Origin of the sequence: Mycobacterium sp. PS03-16 (assembly GCF_004570325.1) — a bacterium.
In the GTDB taxonomy this organism is placed as follows: domain Bacteria; phylum Actinomycetota; class Actinomycetes; order Mycobacteriales; family Mycobacteriaceae; genus Mycobacterium.
In genome coordinates, this window is the sequence record NZ_SPQO01000001.1 from 175,390 (window position 1) to 197,857 (window position 22,468).

At 61.7% G+C, this 22,468-nt stretch carries 7 protein-coding genes; 2 read left to right on the plus strand and 5 right to left on the minus strand.

The genetic code is table 11. The features are described from left to right. Positions 1-168 precede the first annotated feature (168 nt). The gene (locus E4P42_RS00970; protein WP_135122480.1) at positions 169-6,612 is read right to left on the minus strand and encodes an SNF2-related protein; all 6,444 of its coding nucleotides are present in this window, start codon (positions 6,610-6,612) and stop codon (positions 169-171) included. After that, positions 6,609-11,846 (minus strand): RecQ family ATP-dependent DNA helicase, encoded by a 5,238-nt coding sequence (locus E4P42_RS00975; protein ID WP_135122481.1) that lies wholly within the window; start codon positions 11,844-11,846, stop codon positions 6,609-6,611. Before E4P42_RS00975 ends, E4P42_RS00970 begins: the two co-directional genes overlap by 4 nt. Positions 11,847-12,522: 676 nt before the next feature. On the opposite strand from E4P42_RS00975, the gene E4P42_RS00980 reads away from it, so the two are divergent. Both E4P42_RS00980 and E4P42_RS00985 read left to right on the plus strand, forming a co-directional pair. Further along, positions 12,523-15,522: a DEAD/DEAH box helicase gene (locus tag E4P42_RS00980; RefSeq protein WP_167759309.1), complete on the plus strand. Its 3,000-nt coding sequence runs from the start codon at positions 12,523-12,525 to the stop codon at positions 15,520-15,522. Position 15,523: 1 nt separating this feature from the next. Continuing rightward, positions 15,524-19,225, plus strand: a complete 3,702-nt coding sequence (locus E4P42_RS00985; protein ID WP_135122483.1) for an AAA family ATPase — start codon at positions 15,524-15,526, stop codon at positions 19,223-19,225. A 64-nt stretch (positions 19,226-19,289) separates the two neighbouring features. Here E4P42_RS00985 and E4P42_RS00990 read toward each other — a convergent pair whose 3' ends face one another. The 3 genes from E4P42_RS00990 to E4P42_RS26865 are packed head-to-tail and all read right to left on the minus strand — an operon-like array spanning position 19,290 to position 22,450. Further along, on the minus strand, positions 19,290-21,389 hold the full coding sequence (locus E4P42_RS00990; protein WP_135122484.1) for a UvrD-helicase domain-containing protein: 2,100 nt from the start codon (positions 21,387-21,389) through the stop codon (positions 19,290-19,292). An 18-nt stretch (positions 21,390-21,407) separates the two neighbouring features. Beyond that, positions 21,408-22,301: a serine protease gene (locus E4P42_RS00995; protein ID WP_135122485.1), complete on the minus strand. Its 894-nt coding sequence runs from the start codon at positions 22,299-22,301 to the stop codon at positions 21,408-21,410. After that, positions 22,298-22,450: a hypothetical protein gene (locus E4P42_RS26865; RefSeq protein WP_167759310.1), complete on the minus strand. Its 153-nt coding sequence runs from the start codon at positions 22,448-22,450 to the stop codon at positions 22,298-22,300. The genes E4P42_RS00995 and E4P42_RS26865 overlap by 4 nt, the downstream gene beginning before the upstream one ends. Between the last annotated feature and the right edge of the window lie 18 nt (positions 22,451-22,468).

Consider the following 22,468-nt stretch of genomic DNA (forward strand, 5'->3'; position numbering starts at 1 on the left):
TTCCCAAGTGAACGAGTCGTTTCAGGCATGAGGTCGATGAGTTGTGCCCGATGTCTGCCCGGGCTGCTGAATGACTGTTGACTTCGCGGGGTGTTCGGAATCTAGCGAGTCGGCTCCGGGCGGCGCAGTCCGTGAGACGGTGGCGCTGGATGTCCTTCCCGGTAGCAGTCAGTCGTCGGACTCGGCAATCTGATGATCGAGATACTTTGTCACTGAGGGATTTGCGATCGGATGTTTCGCGCCATCGGCTCCGTGAATTGTCCACCGCGACTTCGCCTGCTCGACGACGACTGTGTGTAATGCGTCGGTACCGATGAGCATGCCGCGGGTGAAGAGGAGTCGGCCGTGTGTGCGTGCTTCCTGCCGTGTCGGTGGGCGTGTCGAGGTACACGCATGGCATAGGTAGAGCCCGCTGTAAGGCTCCTGGACGCATCGCTTACATATCGGAGCGGCGCAGCAATCGCATGCAACGATGCCATCAATGCAGAGGATGCAGCACTTACCGCCGCAGTATCCGCATTCGGCGTAGCTCAACCCGAAGTGACCTTCGCGGTCGATACCGCCGTACTCGAGCAGCTGCCTGGTCACCTGGTCGAACCTGCGAGCGTCGGTTTGCCCGGGAGCCAGAAGCATCTCGTACCGCCATTCGTGCCCGTCGTCGACGGTGACCATTTCCACGATGGAAGCACCGACATCGAGCCTCTGTCGACAACCGTCGGTTTGAACAAGCCGCTGCAACTCGAGCCGCAGTTCGTGCGGAAGCACCTGAAGCTGAGGTGCCTTCACGTGAGCCTCAGGTAACCAGGCCGATAGCGCATCGAGTGCGGCGCTCTCATATGACCGCGGTCCACGCGTGATGTTGCCACGCGGTGTCACGGCGAGCGACGTCCCTGCGGCGTTCGATATGCCGGAGAGCCGAATTCGGCGAGGATCGGTGAACACTCCGACTTCGTCTGCGTCGCCCAGATTCATGCTTCTTGAGAGCGCTGTTGCAGTGGGCGCCTGTTGAGAAGCTGTGACGACGTACCAGTCGACACCTGTGGGAGCACGAGTACCAAGCGCAATCAATGAGGCCATACTGACGAGCACTACATCGACACCGGGCACTTGGGAGAAGAGCCGGACCTGTGGAGTTGGTTGCCAAGCCTCCAATACCCACTGCGGTGTCGCCTCACCCTCACGAAAAGCCGTACTGGATTCCAGTTCCATGGTTCCGTCGATCTCGAGCTCACGAAGGCCCTCCGCGGTGACCGTGACATCCCGTCCGACACGGTTCCAGTGGAGGGCCAGATCGGCGGTCGTCGGCCGATCGAGAGCGGCCAGGCGCGGCCGGAGGTGGTTGGGGATTTCCCATGCAGGCGTGGGAAACCTGCCAAGGCTCGGGAACTGTTCAGCGACCGACGACGGGAGGTCGCCGTCGGCGTTGGGAACCGCTTGGGAAACCCTTCCGGAAGCGCCGAGTGCGGAGACCGCCCAAGTGGCGGTGAAGGCGCGCTCCGTGTGCACGACAACTCGGCCTTCCGCGCGGGGCTCTTCGGGATCGAGTGGCTCGATTACCGGCACCACCTGCGTCCCGAATCGCAGGCTCGCTGACAGACGCAGCCGATACGCGGAGTCAACTTCTCTCCTGCCGAATGCAATCCAGCGGATCACGGTCCCATTGCGAACGGTCGCATGCTCGTAAGCGCCGCCGCGGTTGATCACCACGACGGAAGCGTCGTCGTCAGTACCCACAAGAAGCGTGGCGCCGTCGGTGACCAGTTCTGCCGGCAGCAACTCTCGCTGTTGCCCATTGACGGGCTCGAGCCGATTACAAGCGGGACATAGGTCGCCTTCGCGACATGAGCCGCACATAATTCGCTCGCAGACGTCGCACGCTGCCACATTGGGATCGCGACCGCAGTCGGTGCATGCATGGTCACCGCAAAGAAGGCACTGTGCCGTCGAGACGGCGTGCGTGCCCGCGAGGCAACGCGGGCAGGCAGCGCTCGAACAGCCCGGGCACGTGACCGATGCTTGCCGGCTCGTCGGGTCACAGGCGCGACAGGCCCAAGACTCACAAGCGGCGCAGAGCGCAGCCGTGCCGGCGGCGTAGAAGTGACCGTCTCGGCAGACGCCGAAGTCTGATTGGCGGATACCGATGTCGTCAGCTTTCGGCGTCAGCGGTTCGCCGTCGAAGGTCTGATAGGTGTGTTCCGCAGTTCCGTGGCCACGCCAGGTCTCCGAAACCTCCAGCCCGTTGCAGAGCGCTGCAGTGAACGGCCGCTGCGTGCTGCCGATGATCAACGACGCCAGCTCGGGTGGGAGCGTCGAAACCCTTTGTGCTGCAGACCTATCCGGCGCAATCCCAAAAGCAGCCAGTGAGGCGCCGTCTGCCGGGACGATGTCGAAGTCGGAGTCGAGCTCGACGAGGTTGACGATCGGTTTGATTGATCGTTGAATGACCTCGCACTCAGAAGGGGTCGGGAATGCTCCGGTGATCGTGAGTACTTCGTCGGTGCGCTTCCCCAATCGTCCACCGGGTGTCCCCGAAAACTTGAGGTAGTTGAAACACCCGAACTGTTCTGCGACTGAGAGGTCCTCCGGACATGCGACCCAGCTGCCGATCTGATCGCTTTCGCGGTAGGCATCGATCTGAACAGCTTCATTCCTACGTGTCACCGTGATGCGGATATCCGCTAGTTTTGCATGTCCGAGCTGCGCATCGTCGAGCGAGTGATCACGCCACTGGATATCCGCGGTGGCAGTGTCGTGGATTCTTGGGGAACCATCATCGGCGACAACCGACACTTCTCGGACGAGTCGATCTTCCTCGAGTAAGACGTCGACGAAGGTGGAACGGCGGGTGACCACGAGTGCCGGACGTGGTGGTGGAGGAACTTCTGTCCGAAGCCTTTGAAGTACTGCGCCGAGATGGAGATCCTCTTCGCGGGTGACCGGAACGTGTTCATACGCGGGCACACCGTCGAATGCAGCGACATCCATCGAGGCGTCGTTGCCCTGTTCGACGGACAGCTCTACCTCGATATCTTGTGTGCCCGCCAATCGCGCACGTGCGGTCTCGTTGAGCTCCGGTCGGCCGGTCAGGTCGCGCAGCCGCAATCCGCAGTCGAGCGGCAGGTCGTGCTGACGGGCATACGCACGCAAGCGGGCACGGTGCGGGTCGCCGGCGTCTGCGGCGCTGACCAGAACGAAAGACGAGGACGCGCCCGGTTTGATGAGGTCTGCAGCCCGTTCGCCAACCCGTAAGGTGCAACCGGCGTTGAGAGTCCACGCGACCGAGAACTCGTCGTCCAGCTCGGGCGCCCGCTGAGGCGACGCACAGAGACGGCACAACCCTCCCGTCTCACACCGGCATTCGCCACAGCTGGCGAGACCGCAGACGGCGCAGTCGGCGAAAACGGCGTCATCTCCGCAAGCCGAGCACAGATCGCGGTCGCATGAGCCGCAGTGTGAAGTCTCTGAGACGTCGACCCAATGCGCGCCGGAGCAAAGGGCGAGTACGTCGACCGGTTCCCCTGACGCGTCGCTTTCGACGATTGATGGCTCATCGGTGCCCCACTCGTAGGTCAGCATCGCCTCGTCACCACCTGGTCCTGCCCAAGTCTCTTCGACGAGCCAATCGTCTTCATCGAGCGTCACCGCAAGAACCTTCGCGCGAGCTCGTATATCGGGACGTCGGTCAAGACGACGTTCCTCCGAGCGAAGGGCTCGCCGTAGCCGCTCCCTGTCGTCTGGGTGCGCCTCGTAGATCTGGGCGCGGTATCCGCTGGTGATTCGCGCGAGTTCCTCAGCTTGTTGCGTCTCGACACGCTTCGAGCGCTCGCGCCGGAGGGACTCGAGCTGACTGCTGGCGGCGCGTTCGAATTGCGCGATCACCTTCGTTGAGTTACCGAAGGCCGGCGGCAGCGACTCACCGTCGTTCAAGGGTCGGCGTGGCAAGCGCTGGGGACTGTGGCCGTTGATGTCGGCAGTGATGAGGTGCTCGGTCGTCTCCGCTTCGCCAATGGTCGCTCGGAATGTTGCCTGCCCACTCCACGAGCCGGATGGCACCAGTCGGCGACGGACGAGACGAATGGTCGGTGAGTGCCGATACGGGGTCGGGCCGAGGTCATCGGGGACGATGGGTACGGTGGCGTGCATATCGCCGCGTACTCGCAGCAGACCCAATAGCTCGTCGAAAACCGGTGAGCCAACCGCGCACAATTCCGCGTCGGGATGATGCTCGAGCCCGAATCGGTCGAATGCGAGATGCATGAGTGTTCGGCCGCCGAGCTCTTGTTCGAACTCCTCACCCAATCTGGCGGTGATGAAGGCGCCGTCGCCGTTACCGGTATCGTGCAGGATCGCGGCGTGTAGCGCATGGAGCACACTGCGGACCCAAGCTTGGACGCGACGTTGCCGCATCCGAGCACGCTCGGCGACCTCGGGTGCCAGATCGGTGCTGCCGGCCTTCGTGAGTCCCTTGCGGTGTTCGAACGCCGAGGTCATCCAGTTACTCAGCCCGCTGTCGGCGGCGATGAGCTCCGACGCCTTTTCCCGCGCGTGCACAAGTTCGGTACCCAGCTGGCCGAGCAGTCTGTCCATTTTGGTGTCGTTCTCGGCGAACAGTGCTTCGAGCACGCGCGTTTCGAAGCTGGCAGATTTCGATTCGTCCAATTCGCCAAGGATGGTCGTGACCTGCCCGAACAACAGCTCGAACATGCGGAGTTTCTCAGCCAGAAGTCGATAGACACTCTCGTCGATGGTTCGGCGCGCGTACAGGTTTGCGACGAAGACCTCGTCCTTCGGCTGCGTCAGGCGGTCGACACGTCCGATGCGCTGCTCGATGCGCATGGGGTTCCACGGTAGGTCGTAATTGAGTACACAGTTGCAGAACTGGAGATTTTGTCCCTCGGCACCGGCGTCCGTAGAGATCATGATCGGGGCTTCACCCGATCTGAAAGCTGAGATCGTTGCGGCACGTTCACCCGCCGACATCGAGCCGTGAAACGAACGAGCCGTCAACCCTTCCAGTTCCATCCGTCGCAGCAGGCCGGTCACGGTGTCCGTGTGCTGGGTGAAGATCAGCACCCGGCCGTGCTCTCGCACCCAATCCCGCGTGATCTGAAGCGCTGTGTCCTCCCGGGCAGCGCTCTGGATGTCCATGGCGTGATGCCCGATTTCGAGGAGCACCTTCTGCACACGCGGGTTGGGATGGCGCTCCGCCATCCGGAGGGCAGTCGTACCCATGGAGAACGGACTGGCGGTGAGCCGAAGTGCGAGGCTGCGCCGACGCATTGTGTCGCCGGAGTCTCGCATCACGTTGCGGAGCAGGTGTGTAGCCAGCGCATAGAGTTCGCGTTCCTGTGTGCCGAGGTCGACGGGGACGTCGACTGCTCGACGCACGACCCGGTCTACCCCGGCTTGCGCTCGGGTGGTCCGGATCATGACGCTGCTGATCAGCCGGCGGAGGGCAGCGGGGTCGTTGGGTGTCCGGGGATCGTAGGACCGCATGAACTGGCGTTTGAAGTCGCTGACCGACGTGAACGTGCCTGGACGGAGCAACTCGACAAGCCGGTAAAGCTCGAGGAGATCGTTCTGTACCGGAGTGGCGGTGAGGAAGAACGCGTAGCGGCACGCGGTCGTCAATGACGTGATGAGCTCTCGCGTCTTGCGGGCGCCCGCACCTGCCGCGCGGTGGGCCTCGTCAAGAATGACAATGTCCCACGGCCGTTCTGTGAGTTTTTCGGCGTTGCGACTACCGAGATGCAGGCTCAAGATGAGTTTGTCCTGCTGCTTGATCTCGGGGCCGCGAGCGGCGATGTCGAAGCTGAGATCGAATTTGTGACTCATCTCTTCACGCCACTGATCACGCAAAGGGGCGGGACACAGAATGAGAACCCGCTTGGCGAGTCCACGCAACGCCAGCTCTTTGACGGCCAGGCCGGCCTCGATGGTCTTCCCGAGACCTACCTCGTCGGCGAGGACCGCACGGCCGCGCAGGCGCGACAACGCATGACGCGCTACGGCTTCCTGGTGCGGCATGCGGTCGACATTCGCCACGTCGACCGCCAACAGCTCCTCGAAGTCGTCGAGCGTGGCCAATTCCTCGCCCTGGAGGCGGAGTTCGACCAACTCGAGCGGGTCGAAACCAGCGGCTTTGAGTTGTTCTTCCAACAGCACGCGAGCTTCTTTGAGGAAGCCGATCGTCCGGTGATCAGATCGATTTCCCCAGTCGTATTCGCTATCGGCATGGAACTGGCGGTCCACTGTGGCGCGTCGGCGTTTGGCTTTCGCCACGGTGGGTTTCAGAATCGGCGGCGGTGGCGTGACCGGAATGGTGACTTGGGCCGGTGTGCCGGGCGGGAGAAGCTGTAGGCGGTACACCTGATCGACAGGGCGGAGGCGTAAGAGACCGCCATCCTGCCCGTAGTCCTGTAGCCGCTCGGCGAGCATATCGCCGGTCAGATGACGGCTGCGACCGCTCCATTGAGCTCGGAACTGCTCGCCATCGAGTTCGACGGCGATGCTCGAGGAATGCTCTGGGAGGCTGAGTGCGGCGCATTCTCTTTCGGTGAGCGCCAACTCACCGGTCTCCAGCAATTGGTGGGTGATCCGCTTCTCGATCATTGCGGCTCCGATATACCAAGGATTTGCCCGCCGACAGGGGCGAGGACGAGCGATTGATAGGGAGTTCTGGAACGTTCACGTTCGATGGTGCGCCGCTCGATCAGCCCGTTGGCGATGAGCTTCTCGACCGCCTCGTCCCAACGCTTCTCACCGTTACGGACGTGTCTCAGGGCGCCGAATTGCGGGCAGCTGAGCACTCCGGCACCAAGAGGCCTGCCTTCACCAAGTGAATCCCGACCTAGCACAGCGGCTTTGAGGCTCGCTTCGCCGTAGGATCCGCGTCGAAAGTTGGACGACCACGCAACTGCTTGGAGAACGATCAACTCGGCGTTCACGAGCAGTTCGGGGTCTGGGACCATGTGGTCGGGCAGCGTCGCCCATGGCGCGGCCTGTCCGCTGCAGACATCGCACGCCTCGACGTCTCTGCTGTGGCAGTCCGTGACCACGTCACCGAAATGCTCTGCCACGACCGTTCGCCGGCAATGAGATGCATCTGTGGCGTAGTCGATCATTGCTCCGAGGCGGCGCTTCTGCCACCACTTCCATCGAAGCGACTCTTGCTCGAGTGCGGAGCGCGGTGCATTCCTGGTCTTGAGACGCACTCGGCGGAGGCGGCGGGAACTGGAGAAGGTGACCAGCCGATCGAGTGACCAGTTGATCAACTGCTGTTCGAGCTCATCGGGATCATAGCCTCGCTCGTCCTTGAGCTGCTGAAAATCGAGTTGGATGCGAACGTTTGGACGCGCACGGTGGGCCTTGTAGAACACCTCTCGAAAGAGGCGGCGCTCTTTTTCGTCTGCCGGCTCACGGAAACCGACGTCGACTGTTCCTCGTGCCGAGCAGTCCAGTCGCTGTTCGATGGCGTTGACCCGCTCGAGCTGAGCGAGATGAACATTGATCTCGTCGTCGTCGATCCCGAGTTGCTCAGCCATCTCGTCGATGTCGAATACGCGGCAATCACCCCGTTCGGGGCATTTCCATAGCTTCTTGAGGAGGTGCTGGGTGATGTCGGCGTCAGCCTTGGTTCCGTGTGCGTCGATGAGCCGACGTCGCCGGGCGATGTCGGCGTTGGTGTACAGCAGCACGCATTCGCCGGTGATGTCGCGCGCGCGTGCTGCTCGCCCGGATTCTTGGGCGTACCCGTCGAGGGAGTCGGGGAGGTCGTAGTGCAGAACCCACCCGATGTTCGGTTTGTTGATGCCCATGCCGAACGCTTTGGTGGCGACGATGATTCGTGTAGTGTCGGAGTCGAAGTCTTCCTGCACAGCGTCGCGTTGTTCGGGAACCATGCCGGCGTGGTACGGCCTCGCTGCGTGACCTGCCCGCCGGAGGAGGGCGGCGATCTCCTCGGCCAGAGCGCGTTTGGAGACGTAGACGATGCCGGCCTTCTGACCTGACCATGTGACAAATCGCAGCAATTCGCGTGCGCGTTCTCGCTCGTTGAGGCAGTTGATCACGCGGAAGCGGAGGTTGGGGCGGTCGCTGGGTTCGCGGATCGCCACTGGCTCACTCATGTCCAACGCGCCAATGATGTCCGTCTCGACTTCGTGAGTGGCGGTCGCGGTCAGGCCGGCGCGTGGCGGTCGCGATCCAAACGTGGCGACGGAAGCGGGAACCTGGCGGAACTCCGGGCGGAAGTCGTGCCCCCACACCGAAATGCAGTGCGCCTCATCGACGACGACGCGGTTCAAGTCCTGACGGCCTAACGCGCCCCGCAGCACGGGATCCCGTGCCAGACGTTCGGGAGAGACGTACAGCAGGCGCACCTGACCATTGGCGGTGTCACGCAGGATTTCGGTCTGAACCACCCGTGATGTCGCGCCGGTGATGCCCTGGACTGGCCGGATGCCGCGCCGGCCGCGCAAATCGTTGACCTGGTCTTTGATCAGGGCGACCAGCGGCGAAACGACGACGGTGGCGCGGGCCTCGGGTGCGAGGAGTGCGGGGAGCTGAAAACACAGGGACTTGCCGAAGCCTGTGGGGAGGATGCCGACAACATCTTTACCCTCGATGATCGCCCGCATGATGTCGAGCTGTTTGGGATGAAGTTCCTTGATGCCGAAAAGCACCTCCGCGGCTTCGATGAGTTTGGCGGTGGGGTCCTCGTCCTCGATGAGGCGGAGGCGTTCGAGGAGTTGAGTGACATCGTCGCGGCCAAACGAGATAGCACTGGAGAGGTCTGGCGGTGTGCCGGTGACGAATCCGATGGCCCGCGTCCAGGCGTCGTCACGATCGACTGCTTCGTGGATCACCGGACCTGGCAGCGAGCCGAGGATCACGCGTTGCGCTTGGGTCGGGGAGTGCAGACGGCGGTCGCACACGAGTGCTGCGCCCTTGTCGGTCTCGGATCGGATGAGTCGGCCAAAACCCTGGGTGAACAGCATGGCCGTCATCGGAAGGACGTAGTCGAGGAAGGGATCGCCGCCGCGCTCGGCGATCGCTCGCTGCCGCGCCGATACGAGCGGGTCGTCGGGGTGGGGATAGGGCGGCTTCTCGAGGAACAGGTAAGACAGCGTGTCACCGGGTGCGTCGAATCCCTCCCAGTACGACTTGAGTCCGTAGAGCACCGTGCCGAGTTCGGTGCGGAACCGGTGGGCGATCTGGGATCGGCCAAGCTCGTCCTGGACGAGGAGTTCGACACCGCGAGCGGCGAGTTCGGCCGCCTTCACACGGACACCGTCCGCCACCGCCTCCATCCGCTTCCGGGCGGCGAAAAGTGTCAGAGCTTTGCCGCCGGAGATCGAGAGAAAGCCGGCCTGGTCGGCCGCCATCTCTTCGCAGAATTCCCGTTCGTTGACAGGAATCGGGATCGGTAGGTGGTTGGTCAGCACCACGACCGACTGTTCTTCGTAGTTAAACGGGGAGGCGAGCCGAAGTGCCCGGAACGCGTCATCATCGGGGTCCGGGTCGATTCGAATACCCAACCGGGAGGCGATGTAGTCAAACCGGTGCTCGACCGTCAACGTCGCGGAGCACAACACTGTGGAGTGCGTCCGGTCGACAACGTATTGCTTGAATTCGGGGAAGACGTGGATCGGTAGGCGTTCGAATTTCCAGGCAGCGGGGTCGTCCTCTTCGGAGGCGAGGCGGTATACCCACAGGTGACTGTCAGGGAGAGGGCCCAACGTGTCCAGCAGGGTGATCGCGTTGTCGAGCCGCTCCGAGAAGCCCCGTAACCGCTGACGCACCGACCCGAGTCCATCCGTGGTCGAAATCGCGTTTCGCAGTGCGGTCACGGCTTTGGCCAGTTGAATGAGCCAGTATCGCGCTGCGGAGGCGGCCTGCCGAAGTGATCGGAATTCGGGCCTGTTGTTCACCACGCCCGATTGAAGGACCACGCCGTCGGCCTTGCCAGAGTACTCGTGCAGATAGGTGAGTATCGCTTCGGAGAGCTCGTTGCCGGCGGATCGGATTTGTGTCGACGCCGACGCGATGGCGTCTACTGCGTCGCTCACGCCCTGTGCTGCGGCGGCCCGGGCTCGAATATTTCTCATCAGTTTGGATCGCTTGGCCAAGCTGTTGACGAGTATCTCCAGCTCGAGCGCGTCGATTCGCTCCGTCCACGCAGCGGTCAGTGAATCTTCGAGGGCGTGCGCCTCGTCGAAGACCAGGTCAGCACGGCCCTCGGCCAGCACATCTCCCGGTGCCCTGACGCCTTCTCGTTCCAGCTTGATCCAGCTGGCGATCAAGGCGTGGTTCACCGAGACCACACCAGGCGACTTGTCGAGCCCTTTCAGTTGTTGCATCAACGGGCAGACGCTTGCCCAGGCGCAGTTTCTGCGGTCGCAGCCGCCGGCATTGGTGCGGAGCCGTGCTCGGGTCCGGGCGTACCGTGCATCGGACCGGCGCAGCGTGAAGTCGGTGACGTCATCCCACGTCCCCGCGGGCGATGTCGCCAGTGCACGGATCGCAACCGCGATGGCAAGGCCGGACGCCTCGCTGTCGGAAAGGACGCTTTCGAGTTCGCGGGCGCAGACGTAATTGCCTACGCCTTGAATCTGACGGAACGGTGCCCTGAGCAGATCTTCGTCTTGCAGGCGTGCGGCCTCAGCGCGCAGCTGCCCTTGTAGTGCTTTTGTTGCGGTCGCGACAAGCACGGGGCGACCGGCCTGCGACGCCCGGCCAAGGGCGGGAAGCAGATATGCCAGGGATTTGCCGGTGCCGGTCGGAGCTTCGACAGCGAGCCGTCCGCCACCGTCGAAGATCTCGGACGTGGCATGGGCCATTTCCTGCTGCGCGGGACGTGGTCGAAGGCCGCGACGCTGGTACAGCGCGGGCAGATCGTCGCGCGTCGCTGACCACGCGTCCGGAGACGGGGAACCGGTCGGAAGCAGTAGGGGGTCGGGCTCTCGGGTCAACGCCGACAGGTCGGGCGACGTCGTCAGTGGCGGAAGCAATCGCGCCAACGGGTGGTCGTAGGTTTCCAGCGCCGCGGTCGCGAGTTGCCAGCTCGGCTCATCAATGTCGACATCGTCGAGGAGGGCCCTGATGACCGCCGCAGTGGCCTTAGCGTCGGCCAGCGCGCGGTGTGGGTCTTCATTGGTGATGCCGTAGGTCGACGTGAGGTCGGCGAGCTGGCGGTTGGCCATCGCCACGTCGGCCAGTAACGAGAGGTGCAGGCTATCGACGGCAGTGGGGAACTGCAGAGGTTCTGATCTGGCGCGGCTCGCGGCTTGCTGGAGAAACGGCAGGTCGAAGCCGAGCACGTTGTGGCCGACGAGGAGGTCGACGTCAGTCAATTGCGCCACGAGGGCTCGCATGGCATATCCGAAAGGCACTGGCGTACCGATCGCCTGAGCAGGGCGTTGGACGCCGTCCGGCAGCTGGACCGTCAAGTCGAGCAGGGGCGTCCCGTCGACGCGGACGAGCGCGATCTCGGAAACGAAGTCGGTCTGGCGGTCGAGGCCGGTTGTCTCGATGTCCAGGACTGCAACACGGTCCAGCGACGCGCGGTGAGGTCGAGGTACGTACCACTCGGTGCTTTCGGGTGGGCCCTCGTCTGTGTCATCGGGGTTGTCGACGATGGCGGCGGCGACGGCGAGGCGTCCGTCGGCCGTGACTTCGAAGCGGTGCGGGAACCGATCCGGGAGCTGGTGGAGTCGGTCGACGGTTTGAATGAAGCCTCCTGCCCGGAGCCGCTCGCGCAGATCCGATGCGGTGAGGGGGCCGAGCTCCGCGAGAATCTGATGAACTGACTCCGCAGCCGGCGGCAGCGGACGGTTCGACGTGCTCATAGCGTGTCGAGCAGTGGCGAGAGGGGTGCGAATTTCGATACGGGCCGAAGCGCCAGCACCGCGCGTTTCAGGACCTGTGGCAAAACAACCTACCTTCGCTCAGGTCTGATTATTGACGGTTGTTCACACTGTACTCATCCAGTGGCCATTTGGAGTGGGATTTTCTAGATCAGCTCATCTTTTAGCGTTCTTTGCTGACGATGGGCCGCCTCGATCGTGATGGGTATCCACAAAACGATAAATTACTGCGAACAAGTCGTCCTTGGGCCGTCCCTGTGCTAGGCAAGACTGGTACGCATACTTGCTCGAAGGGGGTTACGGGGCGATGCGCGATCATCGGCCGCCTCTTACTTGACCGTGAATCTGCCTAACTTGAGCGGCTGGGTCTTGACTAAGCGACGAGGCTCTTCCGGTTTGCCGCGAAGTGTTTAGCTTGATCGTCGGAGCCCTTGCCTCATGGCCCGCTTCACCTGATTCCGGGTTGGGTGTAGTCACGGAGGTCGACAGCCGAAACGTAGTCGTTCGCTTCGACGGCGAGTCGGAAGCGCGGGTGTTTAGCAAGCGCTCCGGCGCGGTCGAGCGAGTCCAACTCGCCGGCCTCGTGCGTAGGGTAAGTACCGGTGCTGTGGGCATCATCGTCGGGCCCTCGACACCCGAGCCGCCACGATGGCAGATAGTGCTGGACGGAAAGCTGGTCGTGGTCGCCGAAGCCGACCTGCGGCCACATGTTCTGGATGATCCGAAGAGCAGGCTGATCGAGGGTCGCTTAGGCAGCGCGCGCCAGTTTGCGCTGAGGGTAACAGCGCGTCGCTACGAACTGGAGAACTTAACCAACGAACTCGTTTCGCTCGGAGAGGCTCGCGTCGACGTAAAGCCTCATCAGGTGTCGGTTGTGCACCGAGTTATCTCGGCGTACCCACACAGATTCTTGCTCTGCGACGAAGTCGGCTTAGGAAAGACGATCGAAGCAGCGATGATCCTGAAGGAACTTCGCGCACGAGGGTCCGCGGCTCGAGCGCTCGTCATCGCACCCCCAAACCTGCTCCGTCAGTGGCAGTATGAACTGAAGTCGAAGTTCAACGAAGCCTTCTCGATTCTCAACAGCGATACGGTTCGTTACCTTCAAACTGTCCAGTCATACGAGGGCAATCCCTTCGACGCGTTTGACAGCGTCATCGTGTCGAGCGCGTGGGTTACTTCCGAGAAGTGGACAAAGTTGGCTACCGAATCACCATGGGACATGGTGATTGTGGACGAGGCGCATCATGCGCGGGTCCGCGGTCGAGGTCAGTATCGCAAGGAGAATCGGCTCTACAAGACAGTGCGCGCCCTGGCCTCGCCCGATGCGTTCTCTAAGCGGGCCGCCTTATTCCTCACCGCCACTCCGATGCAACTCGACTCGAGCGAGCTGTACTCACTGGTCGAGGTTCTGGACCCGGCTCTATTCCCCAATGAGGAGCGCTTCAACGCCCACCGGACGGCAGTGCCCGGATTGAGCCGGCTAGTTCACGATCTCACTATGCACGGTTACCCCGTACCAGGGGCGTCGTCCGATGAGGTCGTGAAGCGAGTCAGTGGCTGGCTTCAAATCGATCTCGAAGTCGCTAGCGCGCGTCTCAACGATGGACGTGAGTCAGTCGCCGAACTGTGTGAGGATCTCTCGGGGCGACATCTCCTGTCGCAAGTGTTGATTCGTAACAGGAAGAAAATCGTCGGTGGCTTCATGCCCCGCCAGGCGCACCGTTGGCAGGTCGACCTCACGCCCGAGGAGGTCAAAGCGCTCAACGCGGTCGAAGCGTACGTCCGCGAGGGCTATGCGAAACAAGCGCGAACCAAGGATGTTGCCCTCGGTTTTGTGATGGTCATCTTTCAGGAGCTAATGGCCAGCAGCATTCGTGCGCTACGGACATCGCTCGACCGGCGCCGAGCGAGAATCGAAGCAGGATTAGGGGTTCCTGCTTCGCGTCGAACAACACCGGCGACGGTGGCCGAACTCGGCGACCGACTCGATGACGACGAGCTGACAGACAACATCCTCGACCGACTGGCGGTAGCCGACTCTGAGGAAGCCGCGGAGCTGAAGTTGTTAGTCGCGATGCTCGACTCAGTCCCGACCGATTCGAAAGGTGACGTATTCATCGCGCAGCTCAAGGAGCTACGGCGGCATGAACCCAACCCGAAAGTACTGCTGTTTACGGAGTTCCGAGAGACGCAGGAATACCTCAGAGAGCGGCTAGAGGATATCGGGTGGGACGTTTTCGTGTTCCACGGTCGGTTGAAACCCGATGCGAAAGATGCAGCCGTCGAACGGTTCCGATCTTCGATGAATCCATCAATCCTGCTCAGCACTGAAGCCGGAGGTGAAGGCAGAAACTTCCAGTTTTGCCACCTACTGGTCAACTACGACTTGCCGTGGAATCCGATGCGGGTGGAGCAACGTATCGGCAGGATCGACCGAATCGGTCAACAGCACACCGTGCAGGTCTTCAACCTGTGGGTGAAAGGCACCGTCGAGGAACGCGTGCTAAACGTGCTGGAACACCGTATTAACATCTTCGAAGAAACAATCGGCGGCCTTGACCCCATTCTCGGCGACGCAGAGAGGGATCTCGCGCACATCCTTCGTCTCGGCGGTGAGGAACGCGATCGCGCGCTGACACAGTTTGAGAATCAACTTGAGCTCCGGTTGAAGGCGGCTCGAACCGCCGAAGAGAAGTTGCGCGACTTCATTATGGAGACTAAAAGCTACTCCAGCGCAATAGCTTCCACAGTGGCCTGCCAAGAATCTCCCATCACTCCGGCCGACCAAGAGGTATTCGTCACTCGGCTCCTGGCCGACGTCAATACGTACCTCGACGAGCAAGAGGACGGCACATTCCAGATCACGTTCAATGAGCCCCTCCTCAGTGACTACCCCCAACACACCAAGGACTCGCGGCGGCGGACAGCGGCCTTTAGACCCGACGTGCAGCCCGACAGTGAGCATGTCGAGTATCTCGCGCTCGGACATTCAGTAGTTGACGCACTGGTTCAGCGAGTCACCGATTCCAGCTATATCGGTTCTGCATCGGCGTTCGAAATCCCAGCGGCGGATGGCCTGACCGAAGGAACGGGCTGGCTGATTGTGTATGAACTTGGCGTCCCCGGATTGAAGGAGTTTCGCGAGGTCTCCGCATACTTCGTCAGAGACGATGGTGAGTGCGACCCTGCATTAGGGGAGCAGTTGTTACACCGGGCAGCACGTTTCCCGAAGGACGTCGCACTAGCCCCCTCGGAAGTCCCAAGCGAAGGCGTCGATGCGGCACTGGAGGTCAGTGAAGCAGCCGCTTATGCCCGATTACATCAGATCGAAGGGCGCGCCCACGAAGATACCCGCCGCCGGATTGCTCGTGAAAGAGAGAAGCTGGCAGCGTATTTCGACTACCGGGGGGAGGCCGCGCGCGATCGCTTAGCCAGCTCCCGGGCGGTGCTCGCCGAAGTCGAACAGTCTGATCAGCCTGAAGTCCGACGGATTATCGCAGTGTGGCGGGCAAACGTTGCGCGCGACGAGCGTCTCATCGCCGAACTGCAATCTGAGCGCGACAAGCAGTTCGCGGAGCTCGCCAACCAGGCCCAAGCTAGCGGTGACTTGTCTCTAATCGCTGTTGCCCGAATCGAAATTGTCGGAGACGAATAACGTGACAAAGCTACCGTTTCAACACCTCTCGGTCCGAGTGCCGTGGCATGACACCGGATGGACCGGCTCCATCTGTGCAGATCCCTTAGCGAATAGTTCCTGCCTAAGGCTCAGTCGCATCGCTGAGGAGCGGAACGACGCGAGAGAGCTCGAACTCGCTGGGAAGCCCTGGGGCGAGTTGACGGATGGCGAACTTCCGCCGTGTGCGGCTGAACGGGTCAGCTTCATGTCTCCGGCGGCGCGCAGGCCTCTCAAGACCCATCCGTACTCCACGTGGAACGAGACCTACAAGAAGTTCCGTCCCACAAGCTACGAATCCCCTGCGTACTCCGCCGACTGCGTGCCATTCCGCTGGATGCTCCGAAAGGAAGCTGAGGCCATTGCAGACGAGCTGCAGTTGCCATACCGAGTGGAGCTCGAGGAAGCCGTTGACCAGGACGCTGGTCTCAACAACCCGAACTGGGTTCAGCACGCCGATAACCAACGGCTGCTCCTCGACACGTTCTTCTCGGCGGTAGAGCCCCGCCGGACGCTGGTGTGGATCTACGCGAAAGAAACACCGCTCGTCGAGGACCATCGCCGAACGCTCATTGGCGTTGGCCGGGTCAACACGATCGGAACAGTAATTCCGTACCTCCAAGAGGGCGATGGGTTCGGATCTGTCCTGTGGGAGCGTGTGATCACCCACTCGATCCGACCATCAATGGAAGACGGCTTCCTCCTGCCGTATCACGAGATCCTCCGGCTCCGCACCGAGATGGATATCGATCCGGCTGAGTTCGCCGTCCAGGTGCCCGATGAGTTCACCACTCAGTTCTCCTACGCGACCGAGCATGTAACCCACGATGCAGCGCTTGCATTGCTTCTTGAGATGGATCGCGCGGTAGAGAGGATGTCGTCCGTGGCGTCGGGCTCCTGGACCGGTGTCAGGAGCTGGCTCAGCGACCGTGTCGATGAGGTATGGACTTCACGAGGTCCGTGCCCCGGCCTCGGTGCCGCGTTGGTCGCGTTCGGCATCAAGGACGGAGGGCTTCTTTCGTACGCCGTCCAAGGCAGCCTGTCGGAGAACGAGAACCCGTGGCCCCTGGTCGACAGCTGGTTGCGAGATCCGTCATCGCATGTAGAGGCGTCGGCCCGGATCGGAAAGACGCTCTCTAACGCGTGGGCTGCGCTCCCAGACGAGCGTCGAGAACTACTCAAACTTCTCTCTCGGTTCGACCTAACCCCGGAACAGGCAGTAAGGCTGTACCAACCGACCGAACGCGCCAAAGCAGGTCTTGACCTGGCCGACCGCCAGATCCTCGAAAACCCCTACGTCATCTACGAGTCTGACCGCATATCGCTGGAGCCAGTCGCTGCCACCACTGTCGACCGCGGTGTCTTCCCTGCCGACCGTATCCGTGCCGAACATCCTCTCCCCGACCTGTCTCGGATCGACGAACCCGTAGATCCCCGCAGAGTTCGCGCGCTCGTCATTAATCATCTTGAAGACCGAGCAGAGAATGGGGACTCCCTGCGCGCGCAGGAAGCGGTCATCCAAGACATTCGCGACGCGGCACTCGACCCCGGCTGCCCGCTGAGCGTCGACTTCATGGCCGTCTGCGCAGAACACCTTCCGCCTGAGATCACAACGGTGTCCATGAGCGACGGTTCCCCGGCGTATCAACTCAATCGACTCAACGACGCGCGCAAAGAAATCCGACGACAAGTACAGCGGCGACGAAAGGGTAACCCCCTTAACGTCACTGCCGACTGGGCTGCGGTCATTGATATGCAGCTCGGATCGCAGGCGCCGGACGATGACGAGGACGAGATCGCTGCACGGCGCGAGAAGGCGGCAGCATTGGAAATGCTGGCGAAGAGCCGCGTCTCGGTGCTCGTTGGCGCTGCAGGTACTGGTAAGACAACGCTGTTACGGGCGCTCGCCCGCCTTCCCGAGGTTTCGCAGGGAGGGCTTTTGCTCTTAGCGCCGACGGGTAAGGCCCGTGTCCGGATGCAGGACGCGATTGGCCAGAAGGCCATGACCCTGGCTCAGTTCCTCGTCAGAAGCGGTCGGTACCGGCCGGATGTCGCACGATACTGCAGATCCGATCAGGACCGGTACAACGGTGCCCGAACCGTGATCGTTGACGAGTCGTCGATGATGACGGAAGAAACCCTTGATGCGCTGCTCGACGGGATCGAAGGTTACGAACGGCTCATTCTCGTCGGTGATCCTCGGCAGCTTCCTCCGATCGGGGTGGGCAGGCCGTTCGTCGATATTGTTCAGTTTCTCCGAGCTGAATGCGAACCACTTGGGTTTCCACGCGTGGGGCCGTCGTATGCCGAGCTGACCATTCCCAGGCGCCAGGTCAGTGAGGACGGCGAGCGAGCGGACATCCTCCTCGCTGAGTGGTTCACCGGTGGTGAGCCGAGCCCCGGCGCCGACGAAATATGGGACGCCCTTGCTAGAGGGGACTCGTTCAATTCGGTGGCGTTCCAACGGTTTGGCACAGCGGCCGACCTCCACGAGAAGCTGCGCGCTGCGCTAGCCGAGCATCTCGGCGACATGACTCACGAAGACGACGCTCTCGGCTTCCAACAGTCTTACGGCGGGGTCGAGCGAGGCGGCTACATCTACTTCAGCCGCGACTCGGCGAAGAAGGCTGAGGCGTGGCAAATCCTCTCACCCGTGCGGGCAGAGGGCGCAGGCGTCAACGAGCTCAATCGCATGATCCACAACCACTACCGGTCTGACATGCTCGAGCTCGCGAGGAAGCAGGGATGGGGCCGCAAAGTCCCGCACCCGGGTGGGCCGCAGGAGATTGTCTACGGCGACAAGGTCATCAACGTCCGCAATAAGGGGCGGAAGTACTTCTACCCAAAGCTGGAAGACTGCCTGGCTTATGTGGCTAATGGAGAGATCGGTGTGGTCTCAGGGCCATTCGCCGGCCGGGGGAAGAAGCCTCCACTGAATCGGCTGAATGTAGCGTTCTCGACGCAGCCGGATGTCGCGTACGACTACTGGATGAACGAGCTCGGTAGTGACGACCAACCTGCAGTCCTCGAGCTGGCCTATGCGTTGACAATCCATAAGTCACAAGGCAGCGAGTTCACCACGACGTTCATTGTGATCCCAAGCCCGTGTCGCCTGCTATCGCGCGAACTTCTCTATACAGCGCTCACCCGTCATCGCGAGCGGCTTGTCATCTTCCACCAGGGTGACCTTCACGAGTTGCGGCGGATCGGTTCGGCCACCTTCTCCGAGACGGCTGCACGCGTCACCAATCTGTTCGCAGATCCGGAACCGATTGAGATTGATGGAAAGTTCCTCGAAGCGAACTTGATTCACAGGACGCGGAAGGGAATCGCTGTCCGATCCAAGTCCGAGGTCATCATTGCCGACCTTCTGTACTCGAAGAACATCGAATTCCAGTACGAACAAGTTCTCGTGGGCGACGATGGGACTGAGCGATGGCCCGACTTCACCATCTTCGACGAAACCACGGGCGACCGAATCTACTGGGAGCATCTCGGCATGCTCCATCGGCCGTCTTACCGCCGAAACTGGGAGAAGAAGCTGGCCTGGTATAGGAAAAACGGCGTGCTGCCGCACGAGGAGGGCGGCGGACCCCGGGGTGCCTTGGTCACGACCGAAGACGACGCGAACGGGTCAATCTCATCCTTCGACATCGAGGGAATGGTCGACGACCTGTTCGGTTAGACATGCCGATCTGCGAACCTGCGGGAGACTTGCGCTCGAGCGTCCAGGCCAACGGCAACGAGCTTCAGATACCTTCAGCTTGAAGGGCGGTCAAGAACGGGCTGGGCTCGCCGTTCCAGGTGATGAGCAACTCCTCCCGAGCACGCGTACACGCAACGAAGAGCAAGCATCGTTCACGCTCGAGGTCGAGCTGGTGTCTGTGCTTGTCCTCGACGACCGGGGTGATGGCGTTAGCGGCAGGCACCGTCTTCGCGTTGACACCCGCCACGCAAATGCACCGAAACTCCAGCCCCTTCATACGGTGCATCGTTCCGATGCGTACGGCATCGTCGTCGTCGGATGCTCTCGCTAGGTCGACACAGTCGATCCGTGCCGCTCGAAGCGCCTGCTCGATCTTTGACGTCAACCATTTCGCGCGCACCGCAATCCCGATCTCGGACGGCGCTACACCGTTGTTGATCCACTGGTTGACGGCGGCAGCCACCGACTTGGCCTCCGCATCGACACTTCGGTATCCGCTCATCACCGGCGGATGTCCATGGACGTAGGACTTGCAGCCCGCAATAGAGTCGAGCCCGCCTTCCATGTCATCGATGGGTTCGCCTCGGAGCAGACCCAAACTCCATCCGAGAATCTCCGCCGTTGTCCGGTAGTTGATGTTTAAGCGGGAACTTCGGCCGGCGATGTTGACGCCGACTTCACGCAGGCTGACTCGGTTGTCGTAGATGCGTTGGTGGGTGTCACCGGCGATGAAGATATCGTCGGGCGCTTCGGCGACCGCCGCGCGCAGAAGGCGCCACTGATCGGGGCTCAGATCCTGGGCTTCATCAATGATGATGTGGCGGAACGGCTTCTCTGAGGAATGCTCCAGTAGATGCGTGGCCTCGCGACGAATGGTTTCATGCGTCCACACGCCTCGGGTGGCCAGGGCACGTTCGAATTCGTCGATAACTTGCCAGACCTGGGTTCGTTGCACGGAGCCGAGAGCACGGCCGCGGCCGGTTCGCTTGGCCGCTAGGTAGGCGTCGACAGAGTTGATGCGGCGGGCTAGCACCACCTGCCTCCACTCTTCGGAGAGGAACACCGGTGTGAAGTTGAGCTTGTGCTTACCGATCAGACCGGCCCACAACCCCTTCTCTTCGTCGGCCCCGAGGATGTGGGGGGCGCCATGCGCCTTGCGGAAGACGCGATGGGCGATCCGGTCCACGTGCGTCACTTCGATCCGGCGCTCGACCATCTCATCGTCGACGAGCATTTCGAGTCCGGCTTGCAGAGTTTCGGACAGTGTCGAGGTGAAAGTGGTGACCAGGACCTTGCCGTCACCGCGTTTGGCGAGCATGTGAGCCCGGTGCAGGGCGACGACGGTCTTGCCGGTGCCAGGGCCGCCGGTGACGCGGGCCGGGCCTTTATAGCTGGCCTCGACGACGGCGCGTTGGGTGGGGTGCAGGTACACCCGCCAGGTGGCGAACGGATAGGCGAAGACGTCCATCAGTTCATCGGGGCCGGAGACCAGGACGACGCGGTCATCGCTGCGCAGAATGGCGGCGTCGATGTCCTCGGTGTCGACGGGCTCGTTGAGGATCTGCGCGCCCAGGTCAGCCCATACCTCCTCGGGCGTGTAACCGGCGGCGAGCCCGAACAGGACATCCCACTGGGTTTCGGGGAGAAAGGACTTCGCGGCATCGAGCTGGGCAGGATCGGTGACCGTGCGCGCGAACGCCAGCACCTTGTCATCGATGCCGAGCTTGGTGAGTTCACCGTCTTTGATGTGGGCGAAGATCGGGGTGCCAGCGGTCTTGGCCGCCTGTTCCATTTCAGGTATCTGGCGGTCGAGTTCGGCCTCGTCGCGGATCTCGATGCCGCCGGTGGCAGAGTTGACAGAGACATTGCTGCGTTGCGCCCAGGCGTACGCGTCGTCGTGGTGCAGCACTTTCAACAGCGTGTACACGTCCCCGGTTACGGGAGCAAGCACGATGCCGCGCCAGGCTTGGTCGATGCGGATGGACCGGAACCGCGGGTTGCGGGCGTTGGCGATCTTCTCCAGATGCAGCCCGGTGTGAGTGGCGGCGTCGAACTCGTCGAACACCTCGGCAACCCGCTTAGCGACGGGCTTCTCCAGTCTGGCTAGGTCAGTGATGAAACCCTTATCAATGGCGAGTGGCATTCTGTTCTCCCAACCGAACTAAGACCTGCTCTTCGTCGCGTTCTGTTTGGCTTGGCACAGCTTGTCGAGTTCTCCTATATGTGAGGCGAATCCGAGTTCTGACTCTTCGTTGAGGCGTCCTGAGTAGATACCGATGAGCCGCAGACGAGGTAGCCCGTCATCGGAGGTGATGTCGGTGAAGTGTCGCCTTCGCAGAAACACGGGTGAACCGGATTGGCCGGGGCGGGTTCGCGAATCCACAAGGAAGAGTGGATATTCATCCCCTTTGAAGGGGAAGTAGAGCGCTGGCTCGGATGCCACGGTGCCGCGCATCCAGATCGGCCAGAGAAAGCCGTGGTCGAGCCCGAATGGATATCCGACAGTGTAGACGTCGTCTGTTACCCAAAACCGTGGGTCAGTCCCGTATGCGGCATCCTCGGGTGTCAGTGGAAGGAAGAGGAGTTCGTCTACCGGCAGGTCATCGAGTGGGCGTGCCGCAATGTCTACTTCGAAGCCGCGAGGATGCTCGAACCATAGAGGGTTCTCCTCTTCGTCGACAAGCTTGAGGCAGTAGTTGACTACGCCAAGGTGATTGGCGTCCAAGGTTTCGGAGCGTGGCTTGGTTCGCAAAGTCATCGTTAGGTGCGTGGGAGTCGCCGGAGGTTTCAGGTAATCGTTTGTGCGCCAAGCTCGATCCGTGAAGCAGTGACGCGCTGTCACCAGATAATTTCTTTCCTCGAACCGATAGAAGAATCCGGTGCCCTGTGTGCATGGCTTGACGCCAGGTCGAAGAGTTCCGTCTTCCGGATTGACGGCCTCGTCTGGGGCGACGCCGCCGTCTGGGTGCCACAGCATGTTGATGGACACTGTATGGAAATACTCGTTCGGGAACTGAACGTCGATGTGAGGTGATCCCTGGCCCGCTTCAGTCATGCGTCGGTGGTCTCTCGGTCGGTACAAGCCCAGCTCGTGCTCGCCAGCGGGAGCATTGCGGCGTTGAACTTGGCGAAGACATCGGTGACCGGCTTCTCCAGCTTGGCGAGGTCGGTTATAAATCCCTTGTCGATGGCAAGTGTCGGCATTGTTCTGTCCGGTGCCCT